Annotated in this window: 13 protein-coding genes; 7 read left to right on the top strand and 6 right to left on the bottom strand. The window is 34.0% G+C overall.

The features are described 5' to 3' along the window. Positions 1 to 86: 86 nt before the first annotated feature. Positions 87 to 2,861: a TonB-dependent receptor gene (locus P2W75_RS07390; RefSeq protein ID WP_276379842.1), complete on the bottom strand. Its 2,775-nt coding sequence runs from the start codon at positions 2,859 to 2,861 to the stop codon at positions 87 to 89. 234 nt (positions 2,862 to 3,095) lie between these two features. Here P2W75_RS07390 and P2W75_RS07395 point away from each other — a divergent pair, with 234 nt between their 5' ends. The 3 genes from P2W75_RS07395 to P2W75_RS07405 all read left to right on the top strand — a co-directional run bounded on the left by P2W75_RS07395 (position 3,096) and on the right by P2W75_RS07405 (position 6,550). Next, positions 3,096 to 3,779: a response regulator transcription factor gene (locus tag P2W75_RS07395; RefSeq protein WP_207294528.1), complete on the top strand. Its 684-nt coding sequence runs from the start codon at positions 3,096 to 3,098 to the stop codon at positions 3,777 to 3,779. A gap of 227 nt (positions 3,780 to 4,006) precedes the next feature. Next, a complete protein-coding gene (locus tag P2W75_RS07400) occupies positions 4,007 to 5,092 on the top strand; it encodes a cell wall metabolism sensor histidine kinase WalK (protein WP_207294529.1) in 1,086 nt (361 codons plus the stop codon). Positions 5,093 to 5,254: 162 nt separating this feature from the next. Beyond that, on the top strand, positions 5,255 to 6,550 hold the full coding sequence (locus tag P2W75_RS07405) for a porin (RefSeq protein ID WP_276379843.1): 1,296 nt from the start codon (positions 5,255 to 5,257) through the stop codon (positions 6,548 to 6,550). Here the strand turns inward: P2W75_RS07405 and P2W75_RS07410 are convergent. From P2W75_RS07410 to P2W75_RS07420, 3 genes are all read right to left on the bottom strand, one after another. Next, positions 6,547 to 7,623 (bottom strand): glycosyltransferase, encoded by a 1,077-nt coding sequence (locus P2W75_RS07410; protein WP_276379844.1) that lies wholly within the window; start codon positions 7,621 to 7,623, stop codon positions 6,547 to 6,549. The two genes, P2W75_RS07405 and P2W75_RS07410, sit on opposite strands and share 4 nt — an antisense overlap. Positions 7,624 to 7,870: 247 nt before the next feature. Next, complete coding sequence (locus P2W75_RS07415) at positions 7,871 to 8,374, bottom strand: hypothetical protein (RefSeq protein WP_207294532.1); 504 nt, start codon at positions 8,372 to 8,374, stop codon at positions 7,871 to 7,873. Between the two features lie 64 nt (positions 8,375 to 8,438). After that, positions 8,439 to 11,870, bottom strand: a complete 3,432-nt coding sequence (locus P2W75_RS07420; protein ID WP_276379845.1) for a hypothetical protein — start codon at positions 11,868 to 11,870, stop codon at positions 8,439 to 8,441. A 205-nt stretch (positions 11,871 to 12,075) separates the two neighbouring features. On the opposite strand from P2W75_RS07420, the gene P2W75_RS07425 reads away from it, so the two are divergent. The 3 genes from P2W75_RS07425 (at position 12,076) to P2W75_RS07435 (ending at position 16,703) form a co-directional block, all read left to right on the top strand. Then, positions 12,076 to 13,137 carry an AraC family transcriptional regulator gene (locus tag P2W75_RS07425; RefSeq protein ID WP_276379846.1) on the top strand — a complete coding sequence of 354 codons (1,062 nt, stop codon included), beginning with the start codon at positions 12,076 to 12,078 and terminating at the stop codon, positions 13,135 to 13,137. Further along, on the top strand, positions 13,138 to 14,190 hold the full coding sequence (locus tag P2W75_RS07430; protein ID WP_207294535.1) for an AraC family transcriptional regulator: 1,053 nt from the start codon (positions 13,138 to 13,140) through the stop codon (positions 14,188 to 14,190). 113 nt (positions 14,191 to 14,303) lie between these two features. Then, entirely contained in the window at positions 14,304 to 16,703 is a 2,400-nt protein-coding gene (locus tag P2W75_RS07435; RefSeq protein WP_276379847.1) for a TonB-dependent receptor domain-containing protein, read from the top strand. A 94-nt stretch (positions 16,704 to 16,797) separates the two neighbouring features. Here P2W75_RS07435 and P2W75_RS07440 read toward each other — a convergent pair whose 3' ends face one another. Both P2W75_RS07440 and P2W75_RS07445 read right to left on the bottom strand, forming a co-directional pair. After that, positions 16,798 to 18,057 (bottom strand): aspartate kinase, encoded by a 1,260-nt coding sequence (locus P2W75_RS07440; RefSeq protein ID WP_207294537.1) that lies wholly within the window; start codon positions 18,055 to 18,057, stop codon positions 16,798 to 16,800. A gap of 99 nt (positions 18,058 to 18,156) precedes the next feature. Beyond that, positions 18,157 to 18,645, bottom strand: a complete 489-nt coding sequence (locus P2W75_RS07445; RefSeq protein WP_207294538.1) for a GNAT family N-acetyltransferase — start codon at positions 18,643 to 18,645, stop codon at positions 18,157 to 18,159. Positions 18,646 to 18,816: 171 nt separating this feature from the next. On the opposite strand from P2W75_RS07445, the gene fbp reads away from it, so the two are divergent. Then, positions 18,817 to 19,818 (top strand): class 1 fructose-bisphosphatase, encoded by a 1,002-nt coding sequence (fbp, locus tag P2W75_RS07450; RefSeq protein ID WP_276379848.1) that lies wholly within the window; start codon positions 18,817 to 18,819, stop codon positions 19,816 to 19,818. The last annotated feature ends 40 nt before the right edge of the window (positions 19,819 to 19,858 follow it).

Here is a 19,858-nt window from a genome sequence, read left to right on the forward strand (position 1 = left end):
AAAATTTACATTGGATGATTCTGCATAAAAAAAGGTGATTAGTATTAGCTAATCACCTTTATTGCATATTGTTAGAAATTTATTTCTTAGAATGTATAGTTCAAAGTAAGTCTAAGATCTGAACCTGCTTTGTATGAAGTAACAGTGATATCACCAATTGCTTCTTTTCCTGGTACTTCTCCTTGCTCTTGAACACGTTTGAAAGTTGGGTTCAAGATGTTATTGTAAATAAGACCAAGTTTAAGATTTTTAGTCAAACTTGTATTGGCAATAAAATCTAATTTATTTACTGCTTTATCAACCATATTTCCAACTCGTGAGGTTCCAATTACAGCTAGTTTATCTGAAAAATAAGAATAAGATACTGTTGCACTGAAATCACGTCCTTCTCTAAATTCATTTAAAAATGATACGTTAGCATTGGCAAGGAAATTAGAAGCTCCTGTTAATTTACTATCTGTAAAAGTAAAGTTAGCTCCAAAATCATTTTCATTGTTTACTTTATCATTGCTTAGATCTTGGTTTGTGTATAAATAAGATCCGTTTGCGTCAAAAGAAAGTTTTGCCTTTAGATTGTCATCTTTTTCAATTTCAAAAATGTCTTTTCTAAATTCTACTTCAACTCCAGCAACCGTTGCTTTATCTCCAGTGTTTGCATAAGAGATATCATTTGAAGAAGAGTTTAAGAACATTTCGTTGATTGGGTTTTGAATAATTTTTCCAAATGCAGTTACCGAAATTAATTCGCCAGCTTTCGGGAAATATTCCCATCCTAAATCGAAGTTATAATTTGTTGAAGCGTATAATCTTGGGTTTCCTTCGTATGCTTGTGCAACATCTTCGTAAATAATTGGCACTTTTTCTTTAAACTGAGGAAGTGTATAGGTTTTACTTGCAGAGAATTTTAAATTCTGTTTGTCAGTCAAAGTATATTTTGAAATTAAACTTGGTAAAATATTAAATTTCGAATCGTTAGAACTATCACCACCAGGAACTGTAGTTGTGATATAGTCAACATTCTGAGTTAATTGCTCAAGTCTAGCACCTAATATTACACTTAATCTGTCAGTTAAAGAATATTGAACATTTGCAAAAGCAGCGTTAATATCTAAATTTCCATTATATAATTGGTGGATTCTATTTGAATAAGATGAACCCCAATGTGAAGGATCTAAATAGTTATCTACATGGTGGATATCTTCTTTAGGGAAAGAAATTGTAGTTCTGTCCGGGAAGAATGAAAACTGCTGCATGTCGTAATTTACATCTTTGAATTTTCCAGAATAACCAACAGTTACTTTTCCTTTATAAGTATCATCACTACCTTTTTTGAAGTTATAAGAAAGAGCAACATTTGCTGCTATTTCATTTTCTTTTAAGTCTTGAAAAAATCTGTGATTGTTGATGTTTGAGTTGGTAAAGAAAGTATAATCAGTTGCGTTAGGCGCTAATACAAAAGAGTTTTGCATACGATCTGGAACTGCACTGTTAGAAATACTGTATCCAACTCCCCAGTTTAAATTCCACTGATCGTTGAATTTGTTTTTACCTGTTAATTGGTTTACAATTAATTGAGTTCTTTCAAAAGTACCACGTTTGATAAAACCTGTGATTTGTTGAGTAGCATCTCCACCACCATCAAAATTCTGGTTTGTTCCTTCATATTCACTATAATCTTGATCACTTGAATTTAAGAATAATGAAGTAAAGAATATTGAGTTTTTGTTATTGATTTTATAATCAGCTGTACCCATAACAGTTGTAGTTGTGCTATGTTTGTAAGCTTTTCTAACGAAATCAGAGAAGATATCTCCATCAGAAGTGATTCCTCCTCTGCTGTAACCTTCAGTATATTTGTTTTTTGCACTAAACGAACCTGTAATAAAAGTTCCAATTGAACTCTCGTCGTTTATTTCGAATTTTTTCCCGCCAGAAATAGTATAGAAAGCATTCAATACATTCTTGTTTTCTTTTCTGTCCCAGCTTGTTGCATAGCTGTATGGTTGTAACGGAGCATCAGGAACTCCAACTTTTTTAAATCCTGTGTAAGTTGGTCCGTCTTGTAGGTAAAAATGATCTTGCCCTAAAACATTTGTGTTAGCACCAGATCCAACCGAAACACTAACGAATGGTTTTCCGCTGAATTTTTTTGCACTAATATCAATATTTGCTCCACCAAAATCAGCATAGTTTTGAGATTCAAAAGTTTTACTAATTCCGATATTGTCTACAATGTTTGTAGAGAAAATCTCTAAAAGAATGTTTTTGTTTGCAGGATTGTTAGAAGGCAATGGAAGTCCGTTCAAAGTAGTTACATTGTAACGATCTCCTAAACCTCTTACGAAAACATTCCCTGAATCATCTTGTTTAGATACCCCGCTCACTTTAGCTACAGCATTCGCTACGTCGTTAACCCCTTTTCTTGAGATTTCCTCTGCGCCAATAGCCGCTTTAAAAGAAACTGCGTTTTTTTGATCTAATAATAATGCTGATTCTTTTTGTTTGTTAGCCGTAGTTGATTTAACTACTACATCCTTTAATGTGAAACTTCCAGAAGAAAGTGCTTGATTGATAACTACAGTCTCGTTTGCTTTTACGGTAACTGGAGCTTCTACAGATTCATATCCTAAAAAACTAAATATAACAGTGTAGTTTCCTGGATTTACGCTTAACGAATATTTTCCGTCAACGTCAGTATTTACGCTAATGTTCGTTCCTTTAATTAAAACATTTGCAAAAGGCAACGGATCATTGTTCATTTCTTTGTCGGATAGAACTCCAGAAATCGTACCTTTGTTTTGCGCGATCGAAATCGTACAAATAAATAATGCAATAAATAGAAATCTTAAATTGAATTTCATTGAGTGTGTTGTGTTTAATTTATTTTTGTGCAAAGAAAGAACCGCCCTGTAAAGTCCATGTTATGGACTTGTTATGTTTTTGTGTTGTTAAGATTATCAAATTGTTACCAGATTAAATTACCGTTAACACCAATTTTTAAAGGTTTATTTGTTAGTATATTTACCCTGTGAAATACAAAACATCGGATAAATAATTACAATATTTGATGTAAAAAATCTCAATTTTTGCTATTTATGAAAAAAACACAAACTAAGATTTTATTAGTTGACGACGAACCAGATATCTTAGAAATCGTTGGCTATAACCTTGCTCAGGAAGGCTACCAGATTGTTACAGCTTCTAATGGAAAAGATGCTATAGCAAAAGCTCAGAAAGAATTGCCTGAATTAATTATCATGGATGTAATGATGGCAGAAATGGACGGAATGGAAGCATGCGAGCATATTAGAAAAATTCCAGAATTAAATAATGTTATCATAACATTCCTAACGGCAAGAAGTGAGGATTATTCGCAAGTAGCTGGTTTTGACGCCGGTGCCGATGATTATATTACAAAGCCTATAAAGCCAAAATTATTAGTGTCTAAAGTAAAGGCTCTGTTAAGAAGGTTAAAAGAACAAGAAATAGTTTCAGATACTATAAATGTGGGCGGAATCGAGATTAACCGCGAAGAATATAAGATCATAAAAGGCAACGTAGAAATTGCTTTACCAAGAAAAGAATTCGAACTGTTTTATTTATTAGCTTCAAAACCAGGTAAAGTTTTTAAAAGAGATGAAATTTTAGACAAAGTCTGGGGCAATGAAGTAGTAGTTGGAGGAAGAACAATCGATGTTCACATTAGAAAACTACGTGAGAAAATTGGCGAAGACCTTTTCAAAACCATTAAAGGGGTTGGTTACAAATTTGAAGTTTAGTACCCACTATAAATTTGAACCATATAAGTGATATAAGTTCATTTAATTTATAGTATACATATTTCCTTATCAAAGTTGTCTTTGTCAAAGTTTTTAACTTTGACAAAGATTTGCTTTTTTTAGTTCGTATGTGATTTATCCAATTAAAGTTTTACTTTTAAATAAGCTTATATCACTTATATGGTGAAAATAATCTTTTAATGATTTTTTTCTTTTAAACAATTTCAATGAAAATCAATTTTAAAAAAACATACAAATTTGCTATTAAATCAGCACTGTATATAAGTCTGTTCGCCACAGGATTTGTGCTTATATTAATGTCCCTTTTTTACAAGAATCAATTAAAACATCAAATAGCATTTGGAATAGTTTTCATAATCATCATTTACATATTCTCTTTTCTAGTTTTACAATATCGTGTAGAACGATTTATTTACCGACGTGTCAAGAAAATTTATGATGAGGTTTCTCTTTTAGAATCAACCACTCTTATTAATCAGCCGATTAATACCGACATGGAAACACTTTCAAGAGAAGTTAAAAAATTCGCAACCGATAAAAAACTTGAAATCGAAATGCTCGAAATTCGTGAACAGTACCGAAGAGAGTTTTTAGGCAACGTTTCGCACGAATTAAAAACACCATTATTTACGGTTCAAGGGTATGTTTCAACATTGCTTGACGGTGCTATGGATGACAAACACATCCGAAAAAAATATTTAAAACGTGCCGAAAAAGGAGTAGAACGTTTAATTTATATCGTAGAAGATTTGGACATGATTACCAAACTTGAATCTGGTGATTTAGATTTGGTGATGACTGATTTTGATATCGTTGAATTGATTCAGAATGTTTTTGAATTATTGGAAATGAAAGCCGATAAAAAGAAAATCAAACTCTCGTTTGAAAGCAAAAATGTACAATCGGTTATTGTGCGTGGTGATCAGGATAGAATTCAGCAGGTTTTAGAAAATCTAATTGTGAATTCTATTAAATACGGAAAAGAAGGAGGATTGACCGAAGTTGGTATTGTAAACTTAACCAAGAAAAAAGTCCTAATTCGTGTTAGTGATACAGGAGAAGGGGTTGAAAAACAAAATATCCCAAGACTTTTTGAACGTTTTTATAGAGTAGATAAAAGCGGAACTCGTTCTGAAGGAGGTTCTGGTTTAGGTCTGGCAATTGTAAAACACATTATTGAAGCACACAAAGAAAAAGTATATGTAGAAAGTGAATTCGGAATTGGTTCTGAGTTTTCTTTTACACTTGAAAAAGCATATAAAGCACAAAAACCTGAGGTTAAAAAATCGTAACCTCGGTTTTTGTAAAAGCCGTAAAACGAAGGTTTTAACAATAAATCAACATACGGATTTCGGCGATAACATTAAATTTTTATTATAATAACATCTGGTTAATGATTTCTTAACATAGGTGATACATCTTTGCATCCTGAAATTAAGGGATTTAAAGAAATAATGATAAAAAGAAAAATATTAGCAGTTCTATTACTGTTTACTTGGGTTTCGAATGCTCAGGAATTAAACAAACAGGATGTAAAAAACGAAGTAATGCGTATTTTAGATTCTATAAACAAAGCAAAACTGCCAGAAACAAAATCTGGAGGAGGAGTTGAAGAACATTGGTATGACAGAATCTCTCTTAGAGGTTATGCTCAAATTCGATACAATGGTTTGCTTTCTACAAATGATAAAGTTTCCTGCGAACAATGTGATAGATCTTGGGGAACAACTTCTACAGCTCCAGATGCAAAATCCAACAACGGACTTTTTATTCGTCGTGCCCGTTTAGTATTTTCTGGACAAGTACACCCAAATGTACTTTTCTATTTTCAGCCGGATTTTGCGAGTTCGCCAAGTGCAGGAGTTCAAAACTTTGTACAGATTCGTGACTTGTATTTTGATCTTTCTTTTGATAAGAAAAAAGAATACCGAGTTCGTATCGGGCAAAGTAAAATCCCGTACGGATTCGAAAACATGCAGTCAAGTTCACAACGTTTAACATTAGACCGTTCTGATGCGATCAATAGTTCAATCTTAAACGAGCGTGATTTAGGAGTTTTCTTTTACTGGGCTCCAGCCGAAATCAGAGAACGTTTCGCCATGCTGGTAAAAGACGGATACAAAGGTTCTGGCGATTTTGGAGTTTTTGCTTTTGGAGTTTACAACGGGCAAATTGCGAATAAACTTGACGGAAACCGTGATCTAAATGTAGTGACCCGAGTAACCTATCCTTTTGTAATCGGCAGTCAGATTATCGAACCAGGAATTCAGGCATATACCGGAAAATGGGCGTTTACCGGAGAAGTTTCTTCAGGAGTTACCGTTAACGATCCGCAATATGTAAAAGATCAGCGAGTAGGAGCAACATTTGTTTTGTATCCAAGACCTTTCGGAATCCAGACTGAATACAACATAGGGAAAGGGCCTCGTTACAATACTTTAACCAAAACAATTGATGAAACCGACTTAAACGGTGGTTATGTTTTGCTGAACTATAAATGGAATATTAAAAAACAAGTTATTTATCCTTTTGCCAAATTTCAATATTATGACGGAGGAAAGAAATATGAAAAAGACGCCAGAAGTTACGTAGTAAGAGATTACGAATTTGGTGTAGAATGGCAGCCGCTTAAAGCCTTTGAACTTACCGCAGAATATGTGGTAGCCGACAGAACTTTTGTAGACAGTGCGCTTCCAGTCAACAGACAACAAGGAAATGTATTGCGATTGCAAGCGCAGTTTAATTTCTAGACTTTATCTTCAAAAACAGAAAATAACGATTCCCAATCAATATTATTTTCAAATTGGGCCAATCCTTTAAACGACTTTACCTTTGATAAATCATCAATCGTAAAGTCGTCTTGCATTGCATAAGGTACAAGATTTTCTTCTTGAAGTTTTACCGCCAGATATTCCTGTTCGTATTGTCCTGGAGTTGGAATAAAAAAGGCTTTTTTACCCAATTTAGCTAAATCCATAACGGTTGTATAACCCGAACGGCAAAGAACAAATTCACTTTCGTTAAAAGTCTGCTCCAGTTGTTTAGAATTCATGAAATTGTAATATGTAACATTTCCTGCCTGCCATTTCTCCTGCGTTTTTTCTACAATTCCTTGTACAAAAACGACCTTTCCATCAAACTTAGCGGCTTCTTTATGCAGTTTTTCATCTAGAAAAGTACGCTGTGGTTCTGGACCAGAAAGTATAATCATTAAATCGTAAACAATAGGTGTTTCCTTTTTCTTCATTCTGCTCAAAGGACCAATATATTTTAGATTCAGTTCTTTGGTTTCAAGATGTCCTAAATTACCCGTAAGATTTACTTCTCCATCTGTATCGGGAACCCAGCACTCTGTATATTTTTTGATAACCTGTTGGTGACATTTACTGGTAAACCAAGTAGTATTTCCAGTCATCACATTCAATTGATGCGTCATAAATACAGAAGGAACTCTTTTACTGAAAACCCCAAGCCGATTGTCAGAAATTATTCCGTCAATACCATGTTTTCTAATCCATGAATTCACCATTTTTTTCTCGTCTAAAATGGCAGTAATCATTTTCGGAAGATTTTTAATAAGCTTCCATTTAAAGTTTTTACCATTCTTGGCATATTCAATATGATAAGAAGGCAGTTCTAAAGTCTGAATATAAGGAAATTCCTTTCGTAATAAAGCCAGCGCCACACCATCAGAAGCAATAATAGGAATAAAATTGTTTTCTTGAAGCGCCTTGATTATAGGAATACATCTCGTGGCATGCCCTAGTCCCCAATTTAAGGGAGCAACTAAAATAGTTTTATTAGCAGAATAGTCAATGCTCATAATTTTTAACGCTTTTTAAAAAACGAAGATAAAAAAATAAGCTTCTGATGCTATTTCGCAGATATTACTAAATTATTAACTCTACAGACGCGCTGAGACGTGATTTTTCGTTAAAAAGATGGCAAAAAAGTTCTTAACCAGACAATAAAGTTACTTATATGTTAAGTAGATTTTGACCTTAAAACTCCTCCAAACAAAAAAAGGAACTACATATATAGTTCCTTTTTAAGTTCTGTACGCAGTTCTATTAGTCCTGAATATAGGTTTTATTTCCGTTTTTGTTAATGTAATATTTACCGCCTTTTGGACCAGTATATACTTTTTTACCGTTGTACTCTCCTGTAACTTTGTCTGGTGTTTTCGGAGCCTTTTCGTTTGTTTCTTTTAACGTTTTTGTCGCTGCTTTTTTAGTAGCAGTGGCATCTTTCTTAGCGGCTTTGCTTGCTGCGTCTGCTTTAGCTTCGGTTTTTTTTACTTCAGCTTTTGTGCTTTCAGCTTTTGCATCTTTTTTCGCTTTGGCGGCATCGCTTTTTGCTTTTGTGGCTTTCGCCGATGCATCAGTTGCCTCTTTGGCTGCTTTTTTAGATTTGTCAGCTTCTTTTTTTGCATCTGCCGTGGCTTTATCGGCTTTAGCTTTTGCCTTTTTTGCAGAAGCTTCAGATTTCGCTTTAGCGTCTTTTGCAGTAGTTTCCTGAGCGTAGAAATTAGTAGATAAAACTACTATAAAGCAAAGTAATAATAATTTTTTCATGGTGGTTATAGTTTAAATTTCTTACTAAAAGTAAGAAATTTTTTCGTATCTTTTTCATTTGCCACTAAAAATAAGCACGAAGCTGTACGTTACCTGTATGTATCGTCGATCCAGTCTCACTTTTTCGTCCTTGGTAGTTTAAATTTACATCCAAAAATTGCGTAATATTCTTTTGCAGAAGCAGTTTCCAAACCAAATTTTGTCCCGCCTGAAGACCTTCAAGCATTTGAAAACCAACAGATGAAAATTCATTTCCGTTAAACTTATTTTCATAAAAAGAAAATTCCCCATTTAAAGTTATTTTACTTTCTCCAGAAAACGAAAACGAAGTCCCAAGTCTATTTTGAATCAGAGTTTCTAAGTTCCCAATTTGATTTTCCTTATTCTGAAATTCGTAAAAGAAGTCCAGACTCGTATTTTTCGAAAATAAATAACTAATTTTCGGCGCCAGCTGATATCCTTTTAAATCATAATTCTTCTCGGTAAAATCGGCGGAGATTAAATTGGTTTTAATCGTTTTGGTAAAGAAATTAAACAGCCAGCTTTTTTGATACAAATGCGTGTACTGCAATTGATGCGAATTATTTTTTAAATGCTGCGATCCAATCGAAAGCAAACTTTTACCATTATTAATAAGGTACGAATACGTAACCGAATGTTTTTGTTTGCCGCGGTTGTAAAACAAACTATTTCTGAAACTTGAATTTAATCCCAGAATATTTTCTTCTGAAGAATAAAACGGATTCAGTTCTAAACGATCGCCTTCGCTTCGTATTTTCCGATCCATAATAAAAGACGTCTGATTGTAGAAATACGACAACATCTTTTTCAAACCTTTTTCATTCTGCCATTGCAGCAGATTTAAAATAACCGATTGCGAAAATTTATTCTGATTGGTTTTAATATAAATCCTGTTCGGTAAAAAGATCCTCACGAATTTTGCCTGATCGGGAAAAGCGGCAATTTCAAATTCTTCCAATTCCTGAATCCCGTTTCCGTTGTAATCGTTCCAAGCATATACACCTTGTCCGGCAGGAACTTCCAAATACGTAAATTCCTGCTGCGCAATAGTTCCAGAACTGGTTTCGTAAACCGTTCCAATCTGCATAAACTGATTGAAGAAACGGTCATTATATAAAATTCTGGAATTTAAAGAAGGTTCATTTTTTCGGACAGGATCTGTAAAATTCAAATTTCGATAACTCGCATAAACCGCTAAATCAGTTGTTTTGTTCTGAATCAGTTTTGACTTTACATAATAGGTCTGCGAATTGTTTACGTGCTGTAAAAGTCCGTTTTGCAAACTGTCATTTTTTCGCTGTAAAAAACCTAACTCCACAAAAACTTTCGTGCTGTCGCCTCGTCCCACAAAAACACCATATTCTGAAAATCGTTGGCTTAAAGCCGAAAATTGATTTGTTGTTTTATCTTTTTCCTGATTGTCTTCGATTTGAAAACTTCCTCCAATCCAATTTTTCCCAAAATGATATTTAGCTCGGGCTTGGTTTCGTATAAATTTTGAAGTAGAAGTGGTAGCATCAGAATTGAGGAAACTGCCTTGATTTTCAATCGTCCACTTTTTTAATTTGAATAAAGCCGATGCCGTGTGTCGTCCTCCCGAATAACTTTCGCTAAAATCTAGTTTTTCAAACTGATACGTAAACAATCCAATATTCGAAGTTTCTTTCTTCGCAAATAAATCAAAATTAAGACCTGTTACAAGCAGACTTTGGTTTCCTAAAAAAGTCGTATTTAAATTCCAATCACGGTTAAACTCAATATTATACAAACGTTCGACTGATCTAAAATCTTTTTGTACAAACTGATAATTGGCAAAACCGTCTAAAGTCCAGTTTCTGCTGAAAAGACGTTTTTTGATATTGGTTTTAAAAGCCACTCCTTCGTTATCAGAATCATCAATTCCAGAAAAAAGGTTTTTATCATTATTGCTCACCGCAATTTCAAAATCAACAAGTGTTTTTTCATCAGGATTGTATTTTCCAAGAAATGTTGCCACTTGAATTTTCATGGGCGCCACAAGCTGAACGGTTGGTTCGTAATTACCTTGCGGAATTCCGTTTGCAGGCGAAACGTATTCGTAGATTTTTTCGACAGCCGTACTATTTTGAACGACATAATTTCCGAGATTATTTCCAACAAGACTAAATTTTACATTGTACAAAACATCTTCAGAATTATTCGAATATTCATATATCTCAATTCCGTTTACAATTGTTTTTTTGTATAAAATCTTATTTTCAGAATACGTGTCTTCGTATGCTGAAGTTGCTTTCATTAAATTAGGATCATCCCCAGCTTGACTTAAAATCTGAACTTGTTCTGTTGAAAGATTCTGTTGTAAAGGCTGGTTTTTTAAATCATTTTCAGAATAAATATAACCGCCAAAACTCCAGCTTTTATTTTCGTGCGTTGCTCCGGCATATGTAACCAATCGATTATAATTTCTTTCCGAATATTGGTATTCAACATTAATTCTCATTTCAGAGTTAATGGGGAAAAGTGAGGTAAACACAATTTCTCCTGCATTGTAATCAATAACATAATCGTTGTTTTCGCCTCGTTTCAATAATGTACCATTTACATACACGCGTTCTGAACCCGAAATTACCAAAACATACAATTCGCCGTTTTGCCCTTTTAATTTATAAGGCCCTTGATTTCCTTCCTGTCCCGTAAAAGTGCTTTTGGCATATTGTCCTTTTACAAATGAAACCGAAGCAAAAACATTGGTTTTGCTTTTTTCGGTATCAAAATCGACACTTGCGGCAACTCCTTGTACTTTTTTGTTAAAACTTAAAAACTGCGTTTTCCGATTTTCCAGAAAAACGTCTCCCGCCCGAATGTTCCAGTCATCGCTGAAAAGTTCCATAAATATATTATCAAACTGATCAAGTTTTTGCGAATAACCCCCATCTTGAAGCGGAATATTATTGTCTTGAAGTGACGCCCGCAGACTGACTTTGTCGGATATTTTTCCTGTAATCTGTAAATCAAGATTCGAATTTAAAACGGTATTTTGGTTGTTCCCAACGGTTACGCCTCTGGTAATACTTCCTGTTGTGTTGAGTCCGTCAAACGGAGTTACTTTTTTACCATTGTCGTTGTCGATTTTGTATAACTTATCAGTGCCGACATCGTTGCTCACAACCTGGCTGTTTTTGTAAAGGCTGTATTCTTTTGTCAGGAAATCAGGATAATTGAGATAATTAATTACTAAAGTATCAGAAACCGAAGTGAATTTTTCGTTTAAAAGAAGTGTTCCTTTTTGAAAATCAACTTTATAAAAAGTCGAATCGATAGGCTGGTTTTTGGTATTTAAAAGTTCGAAGAAATCAGAGTTGATGCTGAAATTTTCCAGATGGATCGTGTCGCGTGTTGCAATTACTTTTTTGGTTTTGTACAACGATTCAGTATCCTGTGCCTTAAGCCCGGAATACCAAATCAGCACCGCAAAAAACAGTAATTTTTTAAACATAAACATTTTAACTCCGAAAATTCAAAAGTAGTATTTATAATCAAGAAATAATCAGGCATTTATTGACTGGTAAATGACTGAATTTAATGTGCTTTTGCAGACATTGCAAAAAATGTAAAGCACTGATTGTTTATTTTTTGAAGTACAATTCTCATCATAAATCAATCTTTTTTATAGCTTTGTTAGGCAAAAACGAATTCAAACCATGGATACCGGTAAAGAACTTTTATTCTTTTTTAGTGCTTTGGGCGCTTTCAACGGAATTATTCTGGGCGTTTACTTTTTCTTTTTTACCAGAAAAAAATACCTGACGAATTACTTTTTAGGCGCACTATTATTTGCGTTAAGTATTCGAATTGGAAAATCGGTTTTTGTTTATTTTCATCCTGAGCTGCCAAAAATGTATTTGCAGTTAGGACTTACGGCCTGCTTTTTTATTGGCCCTTGTTTGTATTACTTTCTTAAATCGGCAGTTGAAGAAGTCAATGTAATGCCAAAATCATGGAAACTGATATTGGTTTTCTGGGCAGTTCTAATTGTAGCGTTTGGAATTGCATTTCCGTATGAAGATTACCCCGATTTGTGGAGACAGTATTTTATAAAAGTCATTTATTTTCAATGGTTTGTTTACATCGCTTTTTCAACATTGCTTATTGAAAACGTTCTGAGAAAAATATTCAGCAGTAAAGAAAAAACAACTCCCGCCGAAATGTGGTTTGGAATGCTTTTTCTGGGGAATTTTTTATTGTTCCTTTTTTACTTCCTTTCGATCATGGGCGCTTCGGCAGCAACTTATATAAGCGGTGCAGTCGTTTTTTCATTTATTCTGTATCTAATTATTTCAATTCTTTTATATAGAAAAAAGACCGACGATTTGTTTCTGCTGAATGGACCAAAAATCTCAGGTAAAAAAATAGAATCAGAAGAAGCTTTGATTTTATCTGAAAAACTGGAAAACATAATGACTGAAAAATCATTATATAAAAATCCCAATTTATCGCTTCAGGATTTATCGCAGGAAATTAATATTTCAAGTCACCAGCTTTCACAGTTTCTGAACAACAATCTCGGAAAGAATTTTACCAGTTTTGTAAATGAGTTTAGAATAAATGAAGCCTGCCGAATTATTACTTCAAATGATAAACTAACTTTGGAATCGGTTGGTTATGATGTGGGTTTTAATTCGAAATCAACATTCTTTGCTGCGTTTAAAAAACATACCGGAACGACTCCGCTTAATTATCAGCTGCAAGCTTTACAAACCTAAATGAGTATTGGTAAAGAAATATTGTTCTTCTTTGGTGCTTTGGGCGCTTTCAACGGATTTGTTTTAAGTCTGTATTTTTTCTTTTTAACCCAGAAAAAATATTTGAGTAATTACTTTCTCGGCGCCATGTTACTGGCTTTAAGCATCAGAATAACGGTTACGGTTTTTGTTTATTTTAATAATGATCTGCCTAAAACGTATTTGCAGATTGGACTTTCAGCGTGTCTGCTAATCGGTCCGTTTTTATATTTTGTTTTGCAATCAGGAATTCATTCTATTGTAAAAATTCCGTTGCAATGGAAACTGCATATAGCAGTTTGGCTGGTCATCATTATGCTGGCTGGATTTTGGTTTCCGTATCAAAACTATCCCATTTTATGGAATAACTATTTGGTTGCCCTGATTTTCTTTCAGTGGTTTTCGTATAGTCTTTTATCAGGTTTTGAAAATAGAATGCTTCTTCAAAAAATAATCTCAGATTATGCTAACGCTGTTCCAGCAGAAAAATGGTTTGGAACTATATTTCTTGGAAATGCGTTATTATTTCTATCCTATTTTCTAGGATTTTCAAGAGTGCCTTTTGTTTCATGCATAACTGGCGCAATTGCATTTACGTTTATTTTGTATTTGATTATTTTGGTTTTGATGCATAGAAAACGAACCGATGATTTATTTGTGTTCAACATCAAAGAGAAAAAACTGAACCAAGAAGAAGCTTTCGTCTTATCTCAAAAATTGGAAAAATTAATGCTCGAAAAGTCATTATTTAAAAATCCGAATTTGAGTTTAAACGATACGGCAAAAGAACTTGGGATTTCGACGCATCAATTGTCGCAGTTTCTGAACAACAATATCGGAAAGAATTTTACCACTTTTGTAAATGAATTTCGAATAAACGAAGCCTGCGAAATTATGCTTTCAAACGAAAAATTGACTTTAGAATCTATAGGTTATGATGTAGGTTTTAATTCAAAATCAACATTTTTTGCGGCATTTAAAAAACATACTGGCACGACACCTTTAAATTACCAAATTCAGGCTTTACAAACCTAAAAACAGTATCGATTTATAAATCCGTACTCCTGATTTCCCTTTCGATTACCTCATATCGCGATTTACAGCTGACTTTTGTTCAACAAAAAAGTCAAATCTTAATCGCAAAATTTATGAGGTTTTTAATTCTAGTTTTCGTTTACCTGTATGTTTTCCTTTTTAATACTGCAGTAGGAAAAGCACAATCCATTCAAAAAATTTCAGGGAAAGTCGTCAATTCAACTAACGAATTGATGATGGGAACTGCGTCTGTCATCATAGTTCAAGATTCAACAATCATCAAACAGCAAGATTTTTTAGATGGAAGTTTTCAAATATCCGACATCAATCAAAAAGAGGTTTTAGTAAAACTAACTTCGGCTGAATTCGCAGACCGTTTTTTACGAGTTAATTATAACGGAAGTGAAAATGTAGATTTAGGAACTATTATCGTAAAAGAAAACAACAATCAATTGAATGAAGTCGTAGTTACAAGCCAGCCATCGCTGTTGAAATACGGTGCTAACGGAAATATTGATGTTACTGTAAAAGGAACGGTTCTCGCCACGAGCAGTTCGGTTGATGAATTATTAGGAAGAGTTCCAAATGTAGTAGTTTCCGAAGGACAAATCAGCGTTCTCGGGAAAGGGGAAGCTATTATTTACTTAAATGGCGTATTGATTAATTACGAACGATTTGCTGCTATTCCGGTTTCGCAGATTGCAAAAATTGAAGTCATTTCAAATCCATCATCAAAATATGATGCCGAAGGTAAAGCTGTAATTAATATTGTTACCAAACAAAGTATTGAAAGCGGCATAATGGGGAGTGCGAGCCAGCATGCAGCGGTTTCTAAATTTGGAGGAGCCAGCACCAACACTTTTCTTGATTTTAATTATTCGAAAGGGAAATTCTCTTTTATTGCCAATTACAGTTTACAGTTGGGCAGAAACCGCGAACTTTTGTACACCACAAGAACACGATCCAATCCTGATGATTATATGAAATCTGAATTGACAACTGATTGGAAAAGAAGATTCAATAATTATTCGAATTTCGGATTCGGTCTTCAATATAGTTTTTCTGCCGATAATTATCTTTCGCTTGCCTACAGCGGAAATATTAGTGATTTAGGCGGAGTTGTCGAAAGTCGGAATACACTCGATAACTATTCTGGACGCAGTTTTTATGCAACTGATGTTGACCGAAATGATGTTTTGCTCAATCAATTTATCAACTTAAATTATAATTTAAAAACAGATCAAAAAGGTTCAACACTGTTTATTGGTTCACAATATTCGAATTACAATCAGACAATAGGTGATTTAATTGAAGAAAACAGTTTGGTTGATGAAGAAACAGATCAACGATATTTAAAGAATAATGTAGGCAGCAGAATCAATATAATTGCAGTGCAGAGCGATTATATGAAAACGATAAATGAAAAAACGAAAATCGAAATAGGAGCGAAGTTTAGCCACGCCACCATAAAATCGGGAACGGATTTTTTAATTGCTGATGATATGAATACAGATTTCGAACTCGATGATGAACTTTCGAGTGATTTTGAATACAATGAAGAAATCGCTGCTGCTTATTTAAATTTTGGCGGAGCATTAAGCAATAAAGTCAATTTTTCTGTTGGCGGAAGAGCCGAAAAAACGAGCTATAATTTGTTTACAGATGCAAACGGAATCCAGAAATTTGAGAAAGGCTACAGTAACTTTTTTCCGAACTTACTTTTAAATTTCGATTTTTCTGAAGATTGGAAAGGACATTTTTCATACGCGGCCCGAATAACAAGACCGAGATATCAGGCATTAAATCCGTATGTTATTTATCAGGATCCGTTTACCACAATAGAAGGAAATCCAAATTTGCTTCCAGAAAAAACACATTCTTTTGAATTTGGCACGATGTACAAAAAGTTCGATTTTAAAATAGGCTATACGTATAAAATTGATCCTATTGCTGCGGCTGCACTTCGTGGCGACACGCCAAATAGTTATATCTTAAGAGCTTTAAACATCGAAAAGGGACATACTTTTTTTAGTTCGCTTTCTAGATCTTTTAATCTCAAATGGTGGACTTCAACCAATACCATAAGCGTGAACTTAACAAAATCAATTGACAACTTTTATGAATATGCTTTTAGTCCGGTAAAACCTCAAATTTATTTGTATTCGAATAATACTTTTACCATTCCGAAATATTTTAAACTTCAATTGCTGGCTTGGTATTTAGGAAATCGCAGTTACGGATTGGGAAGTGATAACAGTCGTTCGACTGTAACAGTAGGAATTGAAAGAAACTTTTTAAAGGATGCGTTAAAGCTCAATTTTTCGGCAAATGATATCTTTCATAAATTTATGGTTTCTGGAGATTATAATGTTGGCCAAACACAGATCTATTACCACAGAACCTACACGAGTAATTATTTTAAATTGACAGCCACTTACAACTTCGGTAATTCCCAAAAGACGACTTATAAAAAATCTGAAATTGAACAATCTGAGAATAATAGAGCGAGATAAAATTATTGTTTTTGAATATCAGTTTAAAAAAAAGACTTCACTTTTTGGGTGAAGTCTTCTATAATGTGAATTGAAATAATTACCTGCTTATAAATTAATTTAATTCCTTAGTAACAATCTGCATCGTTTCACGGCTTACTTGTTTTAGTAAAACCTCTTTGTTGGTTTCCACAATTTGCGCGGCTTCTTCGGTAAAGTGACGAATAGTGTATAAAGTTACATTCTGGCTGTATTCTACTTTGAATTTTTTGGAAAGAATCGCATTCAATTCTGGGAAATTTCCAAATTTATCTTCCACACAAACAGAGAAACTAATCGCCGAATTCTGAATCAAGTTTACTTTTATTTTAAACTCGTGGAATAATCCAAAAATCTCGCTGATGTTTTCTTCCATAATAAAAGAGAAGTCAATAGAGGAAAGCGAGATTAAAAGCTGTTCTCTTTTTACAATAAAACATGGGTATTGTGGTTCTAAATCAACCCCTTTAGAAACGCAAGTTCCTTTTAAAAGCGGATTCACGAATGATTTTACATACAAAGGAATTTCTTTTTTCTGTAAAGGCTGTAACGTTTTTGGGTGAATAACCGTTGCTCCGTAAAATGCCAATTCGATTGCTTCACGATATGAAATTTGATTTAACAAACTTGCATTTTCAAAATAACGCGGGTCAGCATTCATAACTCCAGGAACATCTTTCCAGATCGTTACGCTTTCGGCATTTAAGCAGTATGCAAAAATTCCGGCAGTATAATCAGAACCTTCACGTCCTAAAGTAGTGGTGAAATTGTTTTCATCAGCACCTAAAAATCCTTGCGTAATATTCAGCATTTTTCTAGGTACATTTTTGCTGATGTTTTCCTGAGTCGTTTCCCAGTCTACTTCTGCATCTCTGTAATTCGCATTTGTTTTAATGAAATTACGAACATCCAGCCATTGTGTCTGAATTCCTCTAAAATTCATATAGTGACTTAAGATATTAGTAGAAATCAATTCACCAAAACTTACCACTTGGTCGTAAACAAAGTTGTAGTTTGGAGATTTATTGTGAGCAAGAAAATATTCAAGTTCGGCAAACTGCGTATCTACAGCTGCGAAAACGGGATTGCTTTCGTCTTCAAATAAATCCAATAAGATTTGATTGTGATATTTTTTAATTTCTTGTACAGAAGAATTTAACTCAGGTGATTTATCAAAATAATTCTTGATAACGACTTCAAGAGCATTTGTTGTTTTTCCCATAGCCGAAACTACCAGAATCACATCTTCGTAACCTACTGTTTGTAAAACGTCGTAAACGTTTTTAATTCCATCTGCATCTTTTACAGATGCTCCTCCAAATTTAAATACTCTCATTTTTTAATTTATAGATTTTATTTTTCCGCCACGAATTCACGAATTATCTTTTTAAATCTTTGCGAATAAAAATTTCGTGAATTCGTGGCGAACAATTTTTTATAGTTTTTCTAAAAATGCATTAACGCCTGCTTCATCCATTTGTACCACTTGCCAATCTTCAAGAATTCTAGCGCCAGAATTCTTATAAAAATTTACTGCCGGTGTATTCCAAGCCAAAACATTCCATTCTACTCTTCGTACATTATCTCTTTTTCCTTGTTTCATAATTTCAGAATAAAGAGCAGAACCCAAACCTGTTCCGCGCATTTTTTCTTTTACAATTAGATCTTCAAGGTGGATTGTTTTTCCTTTCCAAGTAGAATAGCGGTAATAATACAACGCAATTCCAACAATCTCTTTTTGTTTTTCTTCGTTTTCAATCTCTGCTACAAAAACATGAAATAACGGTTTTTCGCCAAATCCATCACGTACCAGATCTTCTTCTGTAATGACAACCGCCTCGGGTTCTTTTTCGAATATTGCCAACTCCTGAATTAGCTCCAACACCGATTTCATGTCTTCAGGATTTCCCTTTCTAATATTCATAAATTCCTATTATTAATTACTTATTAGCTAAAAAAGCTAAGTTTTATTTGATGCTTTTTGCTGATAATTAGCAAATATACAATAGTAGCAAACTAACGAAATAATTTTTAAATCATTCTCACAAAATACACGATATTTGTGACTTAAAATTAAAACTACAACGATATAGTAATGGAAGAACGCAATAAAACACTGGGAGAGTTTATTATTGAGAACCAAAAAGCATTTCAATATTCGTCGGGAGAGCTTTCCCGAATTATCAACTCTATACGTTTAGCGGCCAAGGTCGTAAACTATAAAGTAAACAAAGCCGGATTGGTGGATATTATTGGCGCTGCAGGCGAACAAAATATCCAGGGAGAAGATCAGCAAAAATTAGATGTCTATGCCAATGAAGTATTTATCCAGACGTTAATAAACCGTGAGATTGTCTGTGGTATTGCTTCTGAAGAAAACGACGATTTTATTACAGTTCAGGGGAGCGACAACTGTCATAATAACAAGTACGTGATCTTAATGGATCCGCTCGACGGGTCATCTAATATTGATGTCAATGTTTCTGTGGGAACTATTTTTTCTGTTTTTAGAAGAATAACTCCAATAGGAACTCCGGTAACTATTGAAGATTTTTTACAGCCGGGCGTAAATCAAGTGGCAGCCGGATATGTAATTTACGGAACATCAACAATGTTGGTGTACACAACGGGTTATGGTGTAAACGGATTTACTTTGAATCCTGCCATTGGTACATTTTACCTTTCGCATCCGAATATGAAGTTTCCAGAAAATGGGAATATCTATTCTGTAAACGAAGGAAATTATGTTCATTTTCCGCAGGGCGTAAAAAATTACATTAAATACTGCCAGCGCGAAGAAGAAGACCGACCTTATACTTCTAGATATATAGGAAGTCTCGTAGCCGATTTTCACCGAAACATGATTAAAGGCGGAATCTATATTTATCCTACAAGTTCAAAAGCACCAAAAGGAAAATTACGTTTATTATACGAATGCAATCCAATGGCTTTTATTGCTGAGCAGGCTGGAGGAAAAGCAACAGATGGTTTCGGACGAATTATGGAAATCCAACCAACCGAACTACACCAAAGAGTTCCGTTTTTCTGCGGAAGCAAAAGTATGGTAGAAAAAGCTGAAGAGTTTATGGCTGAATAGCTTTTAGTCTCAGTTTTTTAGTCACAGATAATCCTAACAG

The sequence above is a fragment of the Flavobacterium sp. H4147 genome, assembly GCF_029360735.1.
Lineage (GTDB): Bacteria > Bacteroidota > Bacteroidia > Flavobacteriales > Flavobacteriaceae > Flavobacterium > Flavobacterium endoglycinae.